General features: G+C 56.1%; 11 protein-coding genes and 5 tRNA genes. 4 read left to right on the top strand and 12 right to left on the bottom strand.

The window, feature by feature from the left end:
* Positions 1-78 precede the first annotated feature (78 nt).
* The gene (locus FPT12_RS21165; RefSeq protein WP_145019573.1) at positions 79-1,284 is read left to right on the top strand and encodes an MFS transporter; all 1,206 of its coding nucleotides are present in this window, start codon (positions 79-81) and stop codon (positions 1,282-1,284) included.
* Between the two features lie 70 nt (positions 1,285-1,354).
* Here FPT12_RS21165 and FPT12_RS21160 read toward each other — a convergent pair whose 3' ends face one another.
* The 11 genes from FPT12_RS21160 to FPT12_RS21110 form a co-directional block, all read right to left on the bottom strand.
* Positions 1,355-3,214, bottom strand: coding sequence for a SurA N-terminal domain-containing protein (locus FPT12_RS21160; RefSeq protein WP_145019570.1), 1,860 nt, complete (start codon positions 3,212-3,214; stop codon positions 1,355-1,357).
* Between the two features lie 101 nt (positions 3,215-3,315).
* Positions 3,316-3,392 (bottom strand) — tRNA-Asp (locus tag FPT12_RS21155).
* 53 nt (positions 3,393-3,445) lie between these two features.
* Entirely contained in the window at positions 3,446-3,718 is a 273-nt protein-coding gene (locus FPT12_RS21150; protein ID WP_002552737.1) for an HU family DNA-binding protein, read from the bottom strand.
* A gap of 147 nt (positions 3,719-3,865) precedes the next feature.
* Positions 3,866-6,262 carry an endopeptidase La gene (gene lon / locus FPT12_RS21145; protein WP_019692756.1) on the bottom strand — a complete coding sequence of 799 codons (2,397 nt, stop codon included), beginning with the start codon at positions 6,260-6,262 and terminating at the stop codon, positions 3,866-3,868.
* A 197-nt stretch (positions 6,263-6,459) separates the two neighbouring features.
* The gene (clpX, locus tag FPT12_RS21140; RefSeq protein ID WP_105344075.1) at positions 6,460-7,743 is read right to left on the bottom strand and encodes an ATP-dependent Clp protease ATP-binding subunit ClpX; all 1,284 of its coding nucleotides are present in this window, start codon (positions 7,741-7,743) and stop codon (positions 6,460-6,462) included.
* 106 nt (positions 7,744-7,849) lie between these two features.
* Positions 7,850-8,491, bottom strand: a complete 642-nt coding sequence (gene clpP / locus FPT12_RS21135) for an ATP-dependent Clp endopeptidase proteolytic subunit ClpP (RefSeq protein WP_054596540.1) — start codon at positions 8,489-8,491, stop codon at positions 7,850-7,852.
* 92 nt (positions 8,492-8,583) lie between these two features.
* On the bottom strand, positions 8,584-9,894 hold the full coding sequence (tig, locus tag FPT12_RS21130) for a trigger factor (RefSeq protein WP_145019567.1): 1,311 nt from the start codon (positions 9,892-9,894) through the stop codon (positions 8,584-8,586).
* 400 nt (positions 9,895-10,294) lie between these two features.
* A tRNA-His gene (locus tag FPT12_RS21125) sits at positions 10,295-10,370 on the bottom strand.
* A 77-nt stretch (positions 10,371-10,447) separates the two neighbouring features.
* Positions 10,448-10,532 (bottom strand) — tRNA-Leu (locus FPT12_RS21120).
* Positions 10,533-10,650: 118 nt separating this feature from the next.
* Positions 10,651-10,726 (bottom strand) — tRNA-His (locus FPT12_RS21115).
* Positions 10,727-10,758: 32 nt separating this feature from the next.
* Positions 10,759-10,835: transfer RNA gene (locus tag FPT12_RS21110), tRNA-Arg, on the bottom strand.
* Between the two features lie 275 nt (positions 10,836-11,110).
* Between FPT12_RS21110 and folD the strand changes: the two genes are divergently transcribed.
* Positions 11,111-11,965 (top strand): bifunctional methylenetetrahydrofolate dehydrogenase/methenyltetrahydrofolate cyclohydrolase FolD, encoded by an 855-nt coding sequence (gene folD / locus FPT12_RS21105; protein ID WP_145019564.1) that lies wholly within the window; start codon positions 11,111-11,113, stop codon positions 11,963-11,965.
* A gap of 410 nt (positions 11,966-12,375) precedes the next feature.
* Here the strand turns inward: folD and FPT12_RS21100 are convergent, their stop codons facing one another.
* Positions 12,376-13,281, bottom strand: a complete 906-nt coding sequence (locus tag FPT12_RS21100; RefSeq protein WP_145019561.1) for a LysR family transcriptional regulator — start codon at positions 13,279-13,281, stop codon at positions 12,376-12,378.
* Positions 13,282-13,421: 140 nt separating this feature from the next.
* On the opposite strand from FPT12_RS21100, the gene FPT12_RS21095 reads away from it, so the two are divergent.
* A complete protein-coding gene (locus tag FPT12_RS21095) occupies positions 13,422-14,978 on the top strand; it encodes an MFS transporter (protein WP_145019558.1) in 1,557 nt (518 codons plus the stop codon).
* Positions 14,979-15,178: 200 nt separating this feature from the next.
* On the top strand, positions 15,179-16,156 hold the full coding sequence (locus FPT12_RS21090) for a hypothetical protein (RefSeq protein WP_145019554.1): 978 nt from the start codon (positions 15,179-15,181) through the stop codon (positions 16,154-16,156).
* Positions 16,157-17,213 lie beyond the last annotated feature (1,057 nt).

Genomic DNA, 17,213 nt, shown 5'->3' with positions numbered 1-17,213 from the left:
CCTTAGCCTGTTTTTCCGCAAGGTGCAGCGCCCTACCCTTGGCTCCATAGTCATAACCTCTGATACGGACCTGAGCACATGAATGAATCTGAACTGACCGCTTCGCAATCGGCGGCTGACCGGCATCGCGCCGAACGACTTCCAATCGGCGGACTCCTGGCACTGGCCTCTGCCGGTTTCATCACCATCATGACCGAAGCCTTGCCCGCCGGCCTGCTGCCGCAAATGAGCGAAAGCCTGGGCGTCTCGCAAGCACTGATCGGTCAACTGGTCACGTTGTATGCAATTGGCTCGCTGCTGGCGGCAATTCCCCTGACCATCGCCACCCGGAGCTGGCGTCGACGCCCCTTGCTACTGATTGCAATGGGTGGCTTCGCCCTCGTCAACAGCGTCACCGCGCTGTCCGACGACTATTGGCTGACATTGCTGGCACGTTTGTTTGCCGGGGTCTTTGCCGGATTGCTCTGGGCGCTGCTGGCCGGCTACGCCAGCCGAATGGTTGCGTCACACCTACAGGGCCGAGCGATTGCCGTGGCGATGCTTGGAGCACCGCTGGCACTGTCCCTGGGCGTTCCCGCCGGGACCTTTCTAGGAACGGTCGCAGGTTGGCGAGCAAGCTTTGCCGTCATGACCGGACTGACGGTGTTGCTGGTCGTCTGGGGTCGCTGGCAAATCCCGGACTTTGCCGGCCAAAGTGCCGAAAAACGCTTACCGGTGCGGCAGGTCATCGCCTTGCCAGGTTTAAAAGCGGTGTTGCTGGTGACGTTCGCCTATGTGTTGGCCCATAACATTCTCTACACCTACATTGCGCCTTTCCTGCAACCTGCTGGCCTCACCGGACAAACCGATCAGGTGCTGCTGGTGTTTGGTCTCGCTGCGCTGTTGAGTATCTGGATCGTCGGCCTGCTGATTGATCGCTGGTTACGCGAACTGGTACTGATCAGTTGCGGGTTATTTACCTTGTCCGCACTGATCCTGGCCTTTCGCAGCGGCTCACCTGCGGTGATCTACGTATCGATCGCGATCTGGGGGCTGGCCTTTGGCGGACTGGCGACATTGCTGCAAACCGCCCTGGCGAAAACCGCAGGCGACTCGTCGGACACCGCGCAGTCGATGCTGGTGACAATGTGGAATCTGGGAATTGCCGGCGGTGGTCTGGCGGGCGGCATGCTGCTGGAAAATCTCGGGGTGATGTCGTTCCCATGGGTCGTCGGCAGCTTGCTGATACTAAGCCTGCTGGTAGCATTGAACGCCCGGCGCCATGGTTTCCCTGCCGCCCCTTGACCCGCACAAAACAAAAGACCCCGGCCTTTCGGCCAGGGTCTTTGTTTACCACCAACGGGTCAGTCAGGCATCAGTAACGCTTGATGTCTGCCTGGCTCTCCAGCTGCTTGCGATAAGCCGCAAAGTCTTGCTGGCCAACGCGCGACGCGAGGAAGCGACGATACTGAGCCTTCTCTTCTTCAGAAGGTGCTGCGGCTTCGCTCACACCGTTCAGACGCACGATCACCAGACTACCGTCAGTCAGGGTCACGCTGCTGAAAGTCGGCTTGTCCTTGGCTGCCGGCTTGGGCATGCGGAACAACGCTTGCAGCACGGTTGGATCAACCCCTTCCTGGGCACGAGTTGCCGCGTGGGTGACTTTCCAGCTCTGGCTATCAAGCGGCGTCTTGCCATCACGCAGACTGGCAATCAGCTGATCAGCCTTGGTCTTGGCAGCAGCACTGGCGTGCTCCTTGGTCAATTGCACGCGAATGCTCGCAGCGACGCTTTCCAGTGGCAGCTGTTCAGGTTTGCGATGCTCTTTGGCACGCAGCACCACAACAGTTTCCGGATCCAGCTCGATGCCGGTGCTGTTCGCACCTTCATCCAGAACTTCCGGGCTGAACGCAGCAGTGACCACGGCACGGTTGGCCGCGATACCTTCACCACCTTCACGGCCAAACGGTGCGGACGTGTGAACGGTCAGTTTCAGATCCGCTGCCGGCTGAGCCAGATCGGAGGCTTCGAACGCGGCATCTTCCAACTGCTTGGTCGCATCCACAAAACGCTGCTCGACCTGTTGGGTTTTCAGCTCCTTGGTCAGCTTGTCTTTCAGGCTGGCGAAGCTCGGCACTTGCGGTGCTTCAACGCCCAACAGCTTGATCAGGTGGAAACCGAAGTCAGTGCGTACCGGCGCCGACACTTGATCCTTGTTCAACGCATACAGCGCTTTCTCAAAGGCCGGGTCGTAAACGCCAGGGCCAGCGTAACCGAGGTCACCGCCGTTGGCAGCAGAACCTGGGTCCTGCGAGAACTCCTTGGCCAGGGCCTCGAAGCTTTCACCTTTGGCCAGACGCGCCTGAATCTCTTCGATCTTCGCCTTGGCTTGCGCCTCGCTCACCTTGTCATTCACTTCGATCAGAATGTGCGCAGCCCGGCGCTGTTCGGCCAGGTTCGCGGTTTCTTTCTGATACAGCGCTTGCAGGTCTTCGTCCTTGACGGCGACCTGATCAAAGAAGGAAGCCTTCTTCAACTCGAGGTAATCGATGACCACCTGATCAGGCGTCATGAACTCTTTGGCGTGTTCGTCATAGTAAGCCTTGACCTCTTCGTCGGTCAGTTTCACCGCCGCAGGATCTGCCTTGACGTTCAGGGTCGCGAAGTCGCGGGTCTGTTTTTCCAGACGAGCGAAAGCCTGCACCTGTGCATCGGTGACGAAACCGCTACCTGCCAGACCGGCGCGCAACTGGCCGATCAGCATTTCCTGAGCCAGCATCTGGCGGAACTGCATACGGCTGTAGCCCAGCTGACGGATCACCTGGTCGAAACGCTCAGGACTGAACTTGCCGTCGACCTGGAATTCAGGCGTTTGCAGGATCACTTGGTCCAGTGCAGCTTCGGAGAAAGCGAATTTCGATTTTTCTGCGCCTTGCAGCAACAGTTTGCGGTCGATCAGCCCTTTCAAAGCAGCTTCGCGCAGCATTTTTTCATCAAGCAAGGATGCATCGAAATCCTTGCCCAGTTGTTGCATGAGTTGACGGCGTTGCATATCAACCGCCTGACTCAGCTCGTTCTGGCTGATTTCTTCACCATTCACCTTGGCCGCATCATTACGGTGGGTAGTGGCCTTGAAGATGGCGTCGAAACCGGTCAAAGCCATCAGTGCAACGATGACCCCGATAATGGTCTTGGCAATCCAGCCTTGTGAATTGTCCCTGATATTCTGCAGCATGCGTCCCCCAGAAACGGTTGAACTTCAAATTAGGCAACCGTGGAGCGTGGGTAGAATCCGGATAGAAGAAAGGCGCATCCGAGGATGCGCCTTCTCGTAACTGGCGGAGCGGACGGGACTCGAACCCGCGACCCCCGGCGTGACAGGCCGGTATTCTAACCGACTGAACTACCGCTCCGCTGCCAAGTCAGGAATGACCCCGACCCGGATAGGCAAAAAACCGAGTGAGGCTTAGTTAACAGCTTCTTTCAGTGCTTTACCGGCTTTGAAACCTGGTTTTTTGGCTGCTGCGATTTCCAGCGTCTTACCGGTCTGTGGGTTACGACCAATGCGAGCTGGACGATCAGTCACGGAGAAAGTACCGAAACCAACCAGAACAACAGAGTCGCCAGCCTTGAGAGCGCCAGTGACGGATTCGATTACAGCGTCCAGCGCGCGGCCAGCAGCAGCTTTCGGGATATCAGCGGATGCAGCGATAGCATCAATCAGTTCCGACTTGTTCACTCTAAGTCCCCTTATATCTATTTGAGATGATTCTAAGTTTTTTGGTGAAAGCAAAAACGAGTGCTGAATGGCCTACAGACACTTAAGAGCCGCTTTATAACAAGGGCTCTAAAAAGCTGTCAAGAAAGCCCCCCAGGCTAATACGTACTAGTGCGTGCTAATTCTTTCCTTAGAGTCAGACTCGCGTTTCTCATCCTTTGCAACTATCTCGGGAGCCACATCCGGCAAGGGCTCCGGCGCGTATTGCAGCGCAATTTGCAGGACCTCGTCAATCCATTTAACCGGTTTGATCTGAAGATCTTGCTTGATATTGTCAGGAATTTCCTTCAAATCGCGAACATTCTCTTCAGGAATGATCACAGTCTTGATCCCGCCGCGGTGTGCCGCCAGTAGTTTTTCCTTAAGTCCGCCAATCGCCAGAACCTGGCCGCGCAAGGTGATTTCGCCGGTCATGGCAACATCAGCGCGCACAGGAATCCCGGTCAATGCCGACACCAGTGCCGTACACATGCCTACACCCGCACTAGGACCGTCTTTGGGCGTCGCCCCTTCCGGCATGTGGATGTGGGTGTCGCGCTTCTCGTGGAAGTCCAGCGGGATCCCCAGGCTTTTCGCGCGACTGCGAACTACCGTCAACGCTGCAGTGATCGATTCGACCATCACATCGCCCAGCGAACCGGTCTTGATCAGTTGACCTTTACCCGGCACCACTGCAGCTTCGATGGTCAGCAACTCGCCGCCCACCTGAGTCCAGGCCAGGCCAGTCACCTGCCCTACCTGATCCTGCTGCTCGGCCAGGCCGTAGCGGAATTTGCGCACTCCAAGGAAGTGTTCCAGCATCTCGGCCGTGACTTTCACCGAAAAGCGTTTTTCCATCGCATGCTCTTTGACCGTCTTGCGGCAAACCTTGGCAATCTGGCGCTCAAGCCCACGCACACCGGCTTCACGGGTGTAGTAACGAATGATGTCGCGGATCGCCTCGGCGTCGAATTCCAGCTCGCCTTTTTTCAGGCCATTGGCCTGGATCTGCTTGGGCGAAAGGTATTTGACGGCGATGTTGATCTTCTCGTCTTCGGTGTAGCCCGGCAGACGAATCACTTCCATCCGGTCGAGCAGCGCCGGTGGAATGTTCATCGAGTTCGAGGTGCAAAGGAACATCACATCGGACAGGTCGTAGTCGACTTCCAGATAGTGATCGTTGAAATTGTGGTTTTGCTCGGGATCGAGCACTTCCAGCAAAGCCGATGCCGGATCGCCACGCATGTCGCTGCCCATCTTGTCGATTTCATCGAGCAGGAACAGCGGGTTGCGCACACCCACCTTTGTCATCTTTTGAATCAATCTTCCTGGCATCGAACCGATATAAGTCCGGCGATGGCCACGAATTTCCGCTTCATCGCGCACGCCGCCGAGGGCCATACGTACAAATTTGCGGTTTGTCGCGTGAGCAATCGACTCCGCCAGAGAGGTTTTACCCACACCAGGAGGACCGACCAGGCACAACACCGGACCGCGGATTTTCTTCACGCGTTTTTGTACGGCGAGGTATTCGAGAATCCGCTCTTTGACTTCTTCCAGACCATAATGGTCGGCATCAAGAATGTCTTCTGCGCGCGCAAGATCCAGGCGAACCTTGCTTTGCGCCTTCCACGGCACCTGAACCAGCCAGTCGAGGTAGGAGCGCACAACGGTCGCTTCAGCAGACATCGGCGACATTTGCTTGAGCTTGTTCAGCTCAGCCTGGGCCTTGATCAGCGCGTCCTTTGGCAAACCTGCCGCATCGATGCGCTTTTTCAGCTCTTCGACTTCGTTATGGCCTTCTTCGCTATCGCCCAGTTCTTTCTGAATGGCCTTCATCTGCTCATTCAGGTAGTACTCGCGCTGGCTACGTTCCATTTGCTTTTTGACGCGGCCACGAATGCGTTTTTCGACTTGCAGCAGATCGATCTCGGCGTCCAGCAATGCCAGAACGTGCTCGACCCGGGCCGACAAATCGATGATTTCGAGGATTTCCTGCTTCTGCTCGATCTTCAGCGCCATGTGTGCGGCCATGGTGTCGACCAGGCGGCTCGGCTCATCGATGCTGTTGAGCGACGACAGGACTTCAGCCGGAACCTTCTTGCCCAACTGAACGTATTGTTCAAATTGAGACAGCAAGCTGCGGACAAACACTTCCGACTCGCGCTCGGGAGCGTCGACTTCGTCAATCAGCGAAACCTCGGCACGGCAATGGCCGTCAACTTCGCTGAAACGCTCGACCGCGCCACGCTGCTCGCCTTCAACCAGCACTTTGACCGTGCCATCAGGCAGCTTGAGCAGCTGCAGAACCGTTGCGATCGTACCGACGCGATAAAGTGCATCTTCACCGGGATCGTCGTCGGCAGGGTTTCTCTGGGCCAGCAGAAGGATCTGCTTGTCGCCCGTCATCGCGGCCTCGAGGGCTTCGATAGATTTCTCGCGCCCCACGAACAGCGGGATAACCATGTGCGGATAAACCACAACATCACGCAATGGCAGGAGAGGCAATTCGATGGTTGTCTTCATGATTTCGCCTCTACGGCGGCCATAAGGCCGGAAACAGATGGAAGTAAGCTTGAAACCAAGATGGGGGCTGCTTTCGAAAAAAACAAGCTGATTAAAAGACCGCGGTAAAGATCGTCCGAACGCGGCCAAAACTTTCGGCAGTTCCTGCAAAAGCAAAGGGGCCCGAAGGCCCCTTCTTGAATCCGGCAGTGCGACGCTTACGCGTCTGGCGCTGCCTTGGCAGCCGGCTCACTGTTTTCGTAGAGATACAGTGGTTTGGACTTGCCTTCTATAACGCTTTCATCGATCACTACTTTACTCACCTCGGACTGCGAGGGAATTTCATACATAGTGTCGAGCAGCACACCTTCGAGGATCGAACGCAATCCACGAGCACCGGTTTTACGTTCCAGTGCGCGCTTGGCGACCGATTTCAGTGCATCGGCCCGGAACTCCAGGTCTACGCCTTCCATCTCGAACAGCTTGGCATACTGTTTGGTCAGAGCATTTTTCGGCTCGGTGAGGATCTGCATCAGCGCAGCCTCGTCGAGCTCGTCCAGCGTTGCAAGAACCGGCAGACGGCCGACGAATTCCGGGATCAGCCCGAACTTGACCAGATCGTCAGGTTCAACTTCACGCAGGGACTCACCCACCTTCTTGCCTTCTTCCTTGCTGCGAACTTCTGCGTTGAAACCAATGCCGCCACGGGTGGAACGGTTTTGAATAACCTTTTCCAGACCGGAGAACGCACCGCCGCAGATGAACAGGATGTTACGGGTGTCGACCTGAAGGAATTCCTGCTGCGGGTGCTTGCGACCACCTTGAGGCGGAACGGAAGCGACCGTACCTTCGATCAGCTTGAGCAGAGCCTGCTGCACGCCTTCACCGGAAACGTCCCGGGTGATGGACGGGTTGTCAGACTTGCGCGAAATCTTGTCGATTTCATCGATGTAGACAATGCCCATTTGAGCTTTTTCTACATCGTAATCGCACTTCTGCAACAGTTTCTGAATGATGTTTTCAACGTCTTCACCCACATAACCCGCCTCGGTGAGGGTGGTTGCGTCAGCGATGGTGAAAGGCACATTCAGCAAACGGGCCAGAGTTTCAGCAAGCAGGGTTTTACCCGAGCCTGTAGGGCCGATCAGCAAGATGTTGCTTTTGCCGAGTTCGACATCGTCATTCTTTTTGTCACGCTGGTTGAGGCGTTTGTAGTGGTTGTACACCGCTACGGCCAAAACCTTTTTCGCACGTTCCTGACCAATCACGTACTGATCAAGGATGCCGCTGATTTCTTTAGGCGAAGGCAATTTATGCGCGCTGCTTTCGGCCTGTGCTTCCTGCACCTCCTCGCGGATGATGTCATTGCACAGGTCGACGCACTCGTCGCAGATAAAGACCGAGGGGCCGGCAATCAATTTGCGCACTTCATGCTGGCTTTTGCCACAGAAGGAGCAATAGAGCAGCTTGCCGTTGTCCTCGCCGTTGCGGGTGTCAGTCATTCGATCGATCCAAATCCGATAGGCTTGCAACACAAGATGAAGGCAATTGCGGGCTTTTTCAAGCCCGCTGGTGGCCAGTTAAACCAACCACCTGCATTTGAGCTGCTTAGGCGGGCATTTTACGTTTGTCGATCACCGAGTCGATCAGGCCGTATTCAGCCGCACGCTCTGCGCTCATGAAGTTGTCACGCTCGGTGTCGCGCTCAATGGTTTCGAGGCTTTGACCGGTGTGATACGCCAACAACGAGTTCAGGCGCGAGCGGATATGGAGGATTTCCTTGGCATGGATGTCGATGTCCGACGCCTGACCCTGGAAACCGCCCAATGGCTGGTGAATCATCATGCGCGAGTTCGGCAGGCAGTAACGCTTGCCCGCAGCACCACCGGCAAGCAGGAAAGCACCCATGCTGCAGGCCTGACCTATACAGGTGGTGGAAACGTCAGGCTTGATGAACTGCATGGTGTCGTAGATCGACATGCCCGCCGTCACCGAACCGCCTGGTGAGTTGATGTAAAGATGGATGTCCTTGTCCGGATTTTCCGCTTCAAGGAACAGCAGTTGCGCCGCGACCAGGTTGGCCATGTAGTCTTCTACCGGGCCGACCAGGAAGATCACTCGCTCCTTGAGGAGGCGCGAGTAGATGTCATAGGCACGTTCGCCACGGGCGGACTGCTCGATAACCATCGGGACCAGACCACCTGCGGCCTGGATGTCAGAGCTCTGCTGATAATAAGAATTGCGGGACATGTCTCGCAGTCACTCCCAAATAGTTATGTCTTGAATACGCATAAGCCAGCTCGAAAGCTGGCTTATGGTGTGTGCTTCTAACGCAAAAACAATCAGTCGGCTTGTGGAGCTTCTACCGGCTTGACCGCTTCTTCGTAAGAGACCGATTTGTCGGTCACGCTAGCTTTCTGAAGAACAGTATCCACAACTTGCTCTTCCAGCACAACCGAACGGACTTCGTTCAGTTGCTGGTCGTTCTTGTAGTACCAGGACACGACTTGCTCAGGCTCCTGATAAGCCGAAGCCATTTCCTGGATCAGCTCGCGAACACGGGTTTCGTCAGGCTTGAGGTCGTACTGCTTGACCACTTCAGCCACTACCAGACCCAGCACAACGCGACGCTTGGCTTGTTCTTCGAACAGCTCGGCCGGCAGTTGATCAGGCTTGATGTTGCCACCGAACTGCTGAACAGCCTGAACACGCAGACGATCAACCTCGTTGGACAGCAGAGCCTTTGGCACTTCGATCGGGTTGGCGGCCAGCAGACCGTCCATCACCTGATTCTTGACCTTGGATTTGATCGCCTGACGCAGCTCGCGCTCCATGTTCTTACGAACTTCGGTACGGAAACCGTCGATGCCAGACTCTTTGATACCGAACTGAGCGAAGAATTCTTCGGTCAATTCAGGCAGTTTCGGCTCGGATACGGTGTTCACGGTTACGGTGAACTCGGCAGCCTTGTTAGCCAGGTCGAGGTTCTGATAGTTCTCAGGGAAGGTCAGGTTCAGAACGCGCTCTTCGCCCGCTTTAGCACCAACCAGGCCTTCTTCGAAGCCAGGGATCATGCGACCGGAACCCAGAACCAGCTGGGTGCCCTTGGCGGAGCCACCGGCGAACACTTCACCGTCAACCTTGCCAACGAAATCGATGTTCAGTTGGTCTTCGTTCTGAGCGGCACGATCGGCAACTTCAAAACGAACGTTCTGCTTGCGCAGGATTTCCAGCATTTTGTCCAGATCGGCGTCCGCCACGTCAGCGCTCAGGCGCTCGACAGCGATGGATTCGAAACCGGCAACGGTGAACTCGGGGAACACTTCGAACGTTGCTACGAATTCCAGATCCTTGCCCTTCTCCAGGACTTTAGGCTCTACCGAAGGAGCGCCAGCCGGGTTCAGCTTTTGCTCGACAATTGCTTCGTAGAAAGAAGCCTGGATCACATCGCCTACAGCTTCCTGACGCGCATCAGCTTCATAACGCTGACGGATCACGCTCATCGGCACTTTGCCAGGACGGAAGCCTGCAATCTTGGCCTTTTGGGCAGTCTGCTGCAGACGCTTGTTGACTTGAGTCTCAATGCGCTCAGCTGGCACGGTGATGCTCATGCGGCGCTCAAGAGCAGAAGTATTTTCAACAGAAACTTGCATGGATATTCCTCGTTGCACAGACGTTAGCCGGCCGTTTCCGACCCCAGAATCAAGGGCATGCATTCTAGTGGGTCAAACTCAAGAAGTCACCCTACTGAAAACGGGTAAAAACGCAGCAGGCAATTTATGGGTGCGGATGCACGAATGCACCTCGCCCCAGAGGCAAATACAGCCAATCACGCCAGGGCTCTGCGCCAACCCTTCTTATATAGAAGGAGTGCCAATCATCTCCCTGGCAGCCGACCTTGCGAGCAAGGCTGGCGGGCAAGGCGGCATCATCGAGTAACATGAATACGACGAAACGCCCTGCCCTTGCGACCCGGAACCTGCAGTCGCTGAACATACAAACCGCTGAAACAAAAAAGGCGCCAGACTGTTAAATCTGGCGCCTTTTGAAATATGGGGTGGACGATGGGGATCGAACCCACGACAACGGGAGTCACAATCCCGTGCTCTACCAACTGAGCTACGCCCACCATATTGCGTAACAAAGAAGCCAAACAACTTCTTTGCCGAACTCCAACCCGCCCAACGGCCAGACTGAAGCTTTAATTGGTGCGGATGAAGAGACTCGAACTCTTACGCCTCGCGGCGCTGGAACCTAAATCCAGTGTGTCTACCAATTCCACCACATCCGCGGTTCGCTACTGTTCAAAGCAAAGGCGCCAGACGGTTAAATCTGGCGCCTTTCGAAATATGGGGTGGACGATGGGGATCGAACCCACGACAACGGGAGTCACAATCCCGTTCGAAATATGGGGTGGACGATGGGGATCGAACCCACGACAACGGGAGTCACAATCCCGTGCTCTACCAACTGAGCTACGCCCACCATATCGCGTTACTTGTGCCAAAGCTGCCTAATGGCGCACCCGGCAGGACTCGAACCTGCGACCATCCGCTTAGAAGGCGGATGCTCTATCCAGCTGAGCTACGGGCGCCTTGTTAGCTGTACCCTTGAAGGACTACAAACTAAGTGCTTTTCAGCCTTGCAGAACCGTAATTCCGCCTGACCTTCTTAACCAGTGCTAGGCTGTGCCCGACAAGTGCGACGAATAGTATAGGCCCCCCTGGAGACCGTCAAATCCTTTTTGAAAAAAATTCATTTAATTAAAGGGCTTAGGGGAATTTGCAGACCAAGCGCCTTTGCCCTCACGTTCTGACATGCGAGAATGCGTTCTCTTTTCTTTCCCCTCTCGATGGTTAATCACGCGCAATGACTGCACAACTAATCGACGGCAAATCGATCGCCGCCAGCCTGCGCCAGCAGATCGCCAAACGTGTCGCCGAGCGTCGCCAGCAAGGCCTGCGCACGCCAGGCCTCGCGGTGATCCTGGTCGGCAGCGATCCCGCCTCTCAGGTTTATGTCTCGCACAAGCGTAAAGACTGTGAAGAGGTCGGCTTCCTCTCCCAAGCCTATGACCTGCCCTCCGACACCACCCAGCAGGCCCTGACCCAACTGATCGACCGTCTTAATGACGACCCGAACATCGACGGCGTGCTGCTGCAGCTTCCTCTGCCTGAACACCTGGACGCCTCCAAACTACTGGAGCGCATTCGTCCGGACAAAGACGTGGATGGTTTCCATCCTTATAACGTCGGCCGCCTGGCACAACGCATCCCTCTGCTGCGCCCGTGCACCCCTAAAGGCATCATGACCTTGCTGGAAAGCACCGGTGCCGATCTTTACGGGATGGATGCAGTGGTTGTTGGCGCCTCCAATATCGTCGGTCGCCCGATGGCGATGGAATTGCTGCTGGCCGGTTGCACCGTGACCGTGACCCACCGCTTTACCAAGGATCTGGCCGGCCACGTCGGTCGCGCCGATCTGGTTGTAGTCGCCGCCGGCAAACCTGGCCTGGTCAAAGGTGAGTGGATCAAGGAAGGTGCCATCGTCATCGACGTTGGCATCAACCGCCAGGAAGACGGCAAGCTGGTAGGCGATGTGATTTATGAAACCGCCCTGCCCCGCGCCGGCTGGATTACTCCAGTACCCGGCGGTGTCGGCCCGATGACTCGCGCCTGCCTGCTGGAAAACACGCTGTACGCGGCGGAAACCCTGCACGGTTGAGTCAGGCTTGTTCTGCAGCGCAAACCAGAACCCCGCCAATTGGCGGGGTTCTTTGTTTGATGCCAACAAGCCGTGTCGTCGTACGCCAAAGTAACCACATTACGTACCTCCCGAGCATCGGCGAAGCCCCTGAATCAGACCGTTACAGCACCGATACACGATTAAATATTTTTCATCTGAAGCACCGCTACAGCAGGCGTATAGCGCTTTCCTGCCTCATACTCATAACATGTTTTTTGGGTTTTTCAGCGTAGCCAAAAGTGGAAAACCCCAGCATTTACTGGGGTTCGACCACTCTGGACCACACAAGGATCGGGGTCGAGCGGCATCACCCGCCTTACCCTGGCGATATACCGCCGCTCGGAGCGAATGCCGTAGCAACGTGCAGTCGCTAATGAAAAGAGCATGCACTACGACTTGGTAGTGCTGCCTGGAAAAAAACGCTCGGCAGCGAAGTCCACAAAAACGCGGATCTTGGGCGAAAGATGCCGGTTTGAAGGCCACAGCGCCCAGAACTGACCTTGATCGTCGGAGTGCCCGTCAAGCACTGTTTCCAGGCGCCCCTCCGCTAACGCTTGCCTGGCGAGGAAATCCGGAACGTAAGCAATTCCATGACCCTCGATAACAGCCATGAGCATCGCTTCCATATTGTTCAATGTCAGCGCGGTGGGAAGACGCAATTGGGTGACGGCAGGATCGGCGGACAGGGTCCAGTCCATTATTTTTCCGGTGGTCGCAAACCGATAGCGCAAGCAGTCGTGATGCTCTAGGTCGTTGAGGGATCCAGGCCTGCCGTTACGTTGGATGTACCCGGGTGATGCGCACAGTACGAAACGAAAGGGCCCGAGCCGGCGGGACATGAGTTTCGAATCGGCCAGCCCACCGCTTCGAATCACTACGTCAAACCCCTCCTCGATCACATCCACCAACTGATCGTTGAAATCAAGCTCCAATTCGATCTCTGGATAGGCTCTTCGAAAGTCATTCATGTGTGGCAGTAAAAACCGATAGCCAATAGTCGGCAGGCTGACACGCAGGCGTCCACGTGGCTCCTGCATGGCGTGGGAAAGCATCGCCCGAGCGTCCTGAAGATCGTCGAGTATCTTGCGGCAGCGCTCGTAAAACAATTCGCCTTCAGCGGTCAGACTGACCTTGCGGGTGCTGCGGTGTAACAAACGCACGTTCAGAGAGGCCTCAAGCTTCGCAACATTCTTGCCCACCGCCGACGCAGATATGCCCATAGCTCTTGCCGCAGCAATGAAACTGAGTGCCTCTGCCGTTTTGACGAACGAGATCACCCCACTCAAGCTGTCCATGACTCAATTACATCCTTTTAGTTGGCTATTACTGGAATACCAGCCAGTTTATCTACAATTGCCGCCTTTATAGAATCCTTGAACACCGACGCTCCTTGTAGGAGTGCACTGCAAATCAACCCATGCAGGTACACGCGTTCATGACCACGCCCCTTCAAACCTCGCCGGCCAATGGCAAGCAGGCCATCCTGATGGCTATTTGTCTGGCCGCTCTGGTGTTGCCAATGAGTTTCACTGGAGGCTCTGTCGCCACCCCGTTCATAGGCCGGACATTCGATGCCACTCCCCAGGATCTAGCCTGGATCACCAACGCATTCATGCTCAGTTTTGGCAGTCTCTTAATGGCCTCCGGCACATTGGCCGATCGCTATGGACGTAAGCGCCTTTTTACTTGGGGTATGTCGCTGTTCATGGTCGTGTCGGTACTGTTGGCATCCGTCCAGAACATCTTTTGGCTGGACACTTTACGTGCCGCACAGGGCGTCGCGGCGGCCGCGGCACTGTCTAGTGGCACGGCCGCGCTGGCACAGGAGTTCGAAGGGCACGCTCGGACCCGCGCCTTCAGCCTGCTCGGCACAACCTTTGGCGTCGGCCTGGCATTCGGTCCGTTGTTGTCAGGGGTATTGATTGAACATCTGGGATGGCGTGCGATATTCCTGAGCACAGCGCTTATTGCGGGTCTCTCGCTGATTTTCGCCATTCCAAGAATGCGTGAAAGCCGCTCTGATCATGAGCACGGACTGGATGTCACGGGGTTGCTGACATTTTCGGGGATGCTGGTGGCTTTCACAATCGCAGTCATTCTCGCACCGGAGCAAGGCTGGTCAGACCCTATCACGCTCTGTTTGCTGGCAATTGCGGCAACATTTCTGCTGCTGTTCATCGTCGTAGAAAATCGTGCCAGCGCGCCGGTGCTCGATCTGGCGCTGTTCCGCTTCCCCCGTTTCATCGGCGTTCAGATTCTCCCGATCGGCACCTGCTATTGCTACATCGTGCTAATTGTCCTGCTTCCATTCCGATTTATCGGGGTTGAAGGCAGCAGCGCCTCCGAGGCTGGATTGATAATGATGGCCCTGTCGGGCCCCATGCTCGTTGTCCCTCTGATCGCGGCATTCCTTACCCGCTGGTTTTCGGCCGGCCTGCTGTGCGGCATCGGTTTCCTGATCGCCGCAGCCGGCCTCTATTGGCTCAGCACTGAGATGGTCGGGAATCGGTTTCAGATCATCGCCGCAATGCTGTTGATAGGCATCGGTACTGGCCTGCCCTGGGGATTGATGGATGGATTGGCAATCAGCGTCGTCCCCAAGGAACGAGCTGGCATGGCCGCTGGAATATTCAACACCACCCGCGTCGCCAGCGAAGGCGTGGCGCTGGCAATCACTTTGGCGGTGCTCGCAGCCCTGATCGCTCATCAGCTGGGGGATCGCGTGTCGCACTCATTAACGCCTGGCGAGTGCAGGAGTATTGCTCAACGCTTGGTCATGGGCGATATGGCGCATGCTGTTACCTCAGTTGAGCAAGTCTCCGTGGGCGTCCTGCGCGCCTGCTACCTCGCAGGATTCAACACCCTGTTACAGATCCTGTCGGTGTTCAGCGTATTCTCTGCGGCCGCTGCTCTTATGTTTCTTGGTCGCCTGGGTTCCACAAACCCAAAAGCCCAGCCGATCACCGAAAGAGGGAGCCATTCGCCTAACTGAAGGAACGCTGAAGCAGCCCTGCTGCGATGACATAGACAGGCAGAAATCGGCCAGGAGCGGTCCGTCGAAGCCTGGTCCGAAATTGCTGGCGATCACTAGGCTGAGAATTCTTCCAGCCAAGCGATTTCCGCGCGTGGTCGCGTGTCACCAATCGGCACGGCGTGTCACAATTTCGCCACCTTCAATCCCGAGCGCTCTCCATGTTTCGTCCTGCCCTGCAGATCGTCGCCGCGCTTCTGTCCTGGATGACCGCCACCACGGCGCTGGCCGACCCTCAGTACTTCCACAAGACCTTCGCGGGCCGCATCGGCGATCGCTATGCGTTTACGATGAATCTCAAGAATGTCGACGGCAGGCTGACGGGAAGCTATCGCCATGCCGGCAAGCGCAATGATATCTACCTGAGCGGCGAGATCGACCCATCAGGGACCTTTACGATGAACGAGTTCGGGAGTGCGGGCCAACACACCGGCACCTTCACCGGCAAGGTGGCCAGCGACACGCTCGACGGCAACTGGGCATCGGCCCGTGGCGACCGGCGCTTGCCCGTTGACGCGCATCAGACCTCGGAAATCATCATTGGCTCGAAGCGCGAGATTCTCATGCAGGCGATCGGCACTTATGCGCTCGATAGCGTCAGCGGCGTGGGCTGCCCCAGCGGCGTGTGGGAGTCGTGGCGAGACAAAGGCCGATGGAAATCGAACTTCTCGGTCGTCGAGGATGGGCACGGTGAGGTCTCAGACGTGAGCCTGACACGCGGGGACCTGCACCGGCTCAACAGCATGACGGTCACTTTGGACACCTCGCTCGCCACACGCCTGAGCGTCGATGGCAAGGTGCTGCTGTCGATCCCGTACCGCGACGCGGGCATGCAGTACGAGATCAGCCAGCCCCACAACGCTGGCATAGAGTACGAGATCAGCCAGCCCCTCAACAGCGTAATGGAGGATCACCTGAAGACGCTGTCGCCCGCCACCACCGTCTATAACGAGCATCTCTACCTGCTCGCCCGCAACGCGATCGATTTCGCGCCGGCGATGTCGGGCAATTATCTGTCCAACGACGTGGGCGTCGTGACGGTCAGCTACGCCGTCGTCGGCAAGACCTTCGACGTCTACCTGCGGGACGACAACGGCTGCAGCGGTACCGTGTTCTCCTTCCGGCGCAAGGGCCGATGAAGGCGATGCATCATGCGCCTCCAGGTAAGGCCTCGAGTGCAGCGGCGGCGCCAGTGCTCGCCTGAATGGCCGCTGACGAGAAATGTGTACAACCGTTGAGGGTCGATTTCAGCCCTTCTCGACGGGCAGCAATCGGCCGATTCTGTTGAAAAAGTCGGTTTGCCCAAACTGCTCGAATATTGATGGGTGAAAACACCTCTTTTACACGCTGCTACGTAAAATCCGAGTCCTGGAACCTTCTGCCAAAAACACAGATTTCAATCTCAGGCGCGTACTTTTCTGCCGTGGAAACCGAAGCCGACTTTTTCAACAGAATCGGTCGGAAGCAGTCTGTCAAAAGTGTTATCAGTTTCCCAAGCTGATAACGAGGGTTCGATTCCCTTCACCCGCTCCACTGTTTTCAAGGCCTGCAGCTCTGTTCTTCCTTTACCGCATCCCTCTGGGGGCCGTATTGGGGACCGTTTGATAAGAGTAGATGCAATTAGCCGCACTGGTTGCCAATTGAACAGACACTTAATACTGTATGCACGCACAGTTATCAGTTGAGCTGAGTCATCATGCATCTTCTCATCACTCCACGGCGCAGCAGGGGCGTCACCTTGGCAGTCGCTCCTATCAAGCGCACCACAGTGATCAGGGGCGACCTTATCGTGGATAATCAGGTCTGCGATCACTTGAAAAGGCATTCGAACGTTGCAAGCGTGCGACCGCTGTATGGGAACGGTCCACTGCTCCTACCTTAGTTGTTCGATGTGGCGATGTCGGCTATGGCGACGGAGGGGTTTACGCTGAGCGGCATAGAGTTCGATGGAGGGTGTTGGTATGCGCAGTCCTGGTGGTGCCGACCGATCTACCGATGAGTTGTGTCGTCTAATAAATAGATAACAACAAACCATCCATCAGCTGCCGAACCATACTGGTTGAGCGCTAAAAACCTGACTGTGGCACTGATAGATAACATGCCTATTATAAGCTTTCAGTGCATCCAAATCGTTATGAATATGACGAGCGTCAGTCCTCGTCGTCGCTTTGAATAGCTCGACGTCGCGCTCTGACA

This window comes from Pseudomonas sp. H3(2019), from assembly GCF_007713465.1.
Classification (GTDB): Bacteria; Pseudomonadota; Gammaproteobacteria; order Pseudomonadales; family Pseudomonadaceae; genus Aquipseudomonas.
The sequence above is the reverse complement of the archived record's forward strand: the minus strand, read 5'-3'. Positions and strand labels throughout refer to the sequence as shown.

What these genes read in the sequence shown, in the direction of transcription:
- lon (WP_019692756.1), bottom strand. Translation starts at nt 6,262, where the DNA reads ATGAAGACAACCATCGAATTGCCTCTCCTGCCATTGCGTGATGTTGTG.
- tig (WP_145019567.1), bottom strand. Translation starts at nt 9,894, where the DNA reads ATGCAAGTTTCTGTTGAAAATACTTCTGCTCTTGAGCGCCGCATGAGC.
- FPT12_RS21165 (WP_145019573.1), top strand. Translation starts at nt 79, where the DNA reads ATGAATGAATCTGAACTGACCGCTTCGCAATCGGCGGCTGACCGGCAT.
- FPT12_RS21100 (WP_145019561.1), bottom strand. Translation starts at nt 13,281, where the DNA reads ATGGACAGCTTGAGTGGGGTGATCTCGTTCGTCAAAACGGCAGAGGCA.
- clpX (WP_105344075.1), bottom strand. Translation starts at nt 7,743, where the DNA reads ATGACTGACACCCGCAACGGCGAGGACAACGGCAAGCTGCTCTATTGC.
- FPT12_RS21090 (WP_145019554.1), top strand. Translation starts at nt 15,179, where the DNA reads ATGTTTCGTCCTGCCCTGCAGATCGTCGCCGCGCTTCTGTCCTGGATG.
- FPT12_RS21095 (WP_145019558.1), top strand. Translation starts at nt 13,422, where the DNA reads ATGACCACGCCCCTTCAAACCTCGCCGGCCAATGGCAAGCAGGCCATC.
- FPT12_RS21160 (WP_145019570.1), bottom strand. Translation starts at nt 3,214, where the DNA reads ATGCTGCAGAATATCAGGGACAATTCACAAGGCTGGATTGCCAAGACC.
- folD (WP_145019564.1), top strand. Translation starts at nt 11,111, where the DNA reads ATGACTGCACAACTAATCGACGGCAAATCGATCGCCGCCAGCCTGCGC.
- clpP (WP_054596540.1), bottom strand. Translation starts at nt 8,491, where the DNA reads ATGTCCCGCAATTCTTATTATCAGCAGAGCTCTGACATCCAGGCCGCA.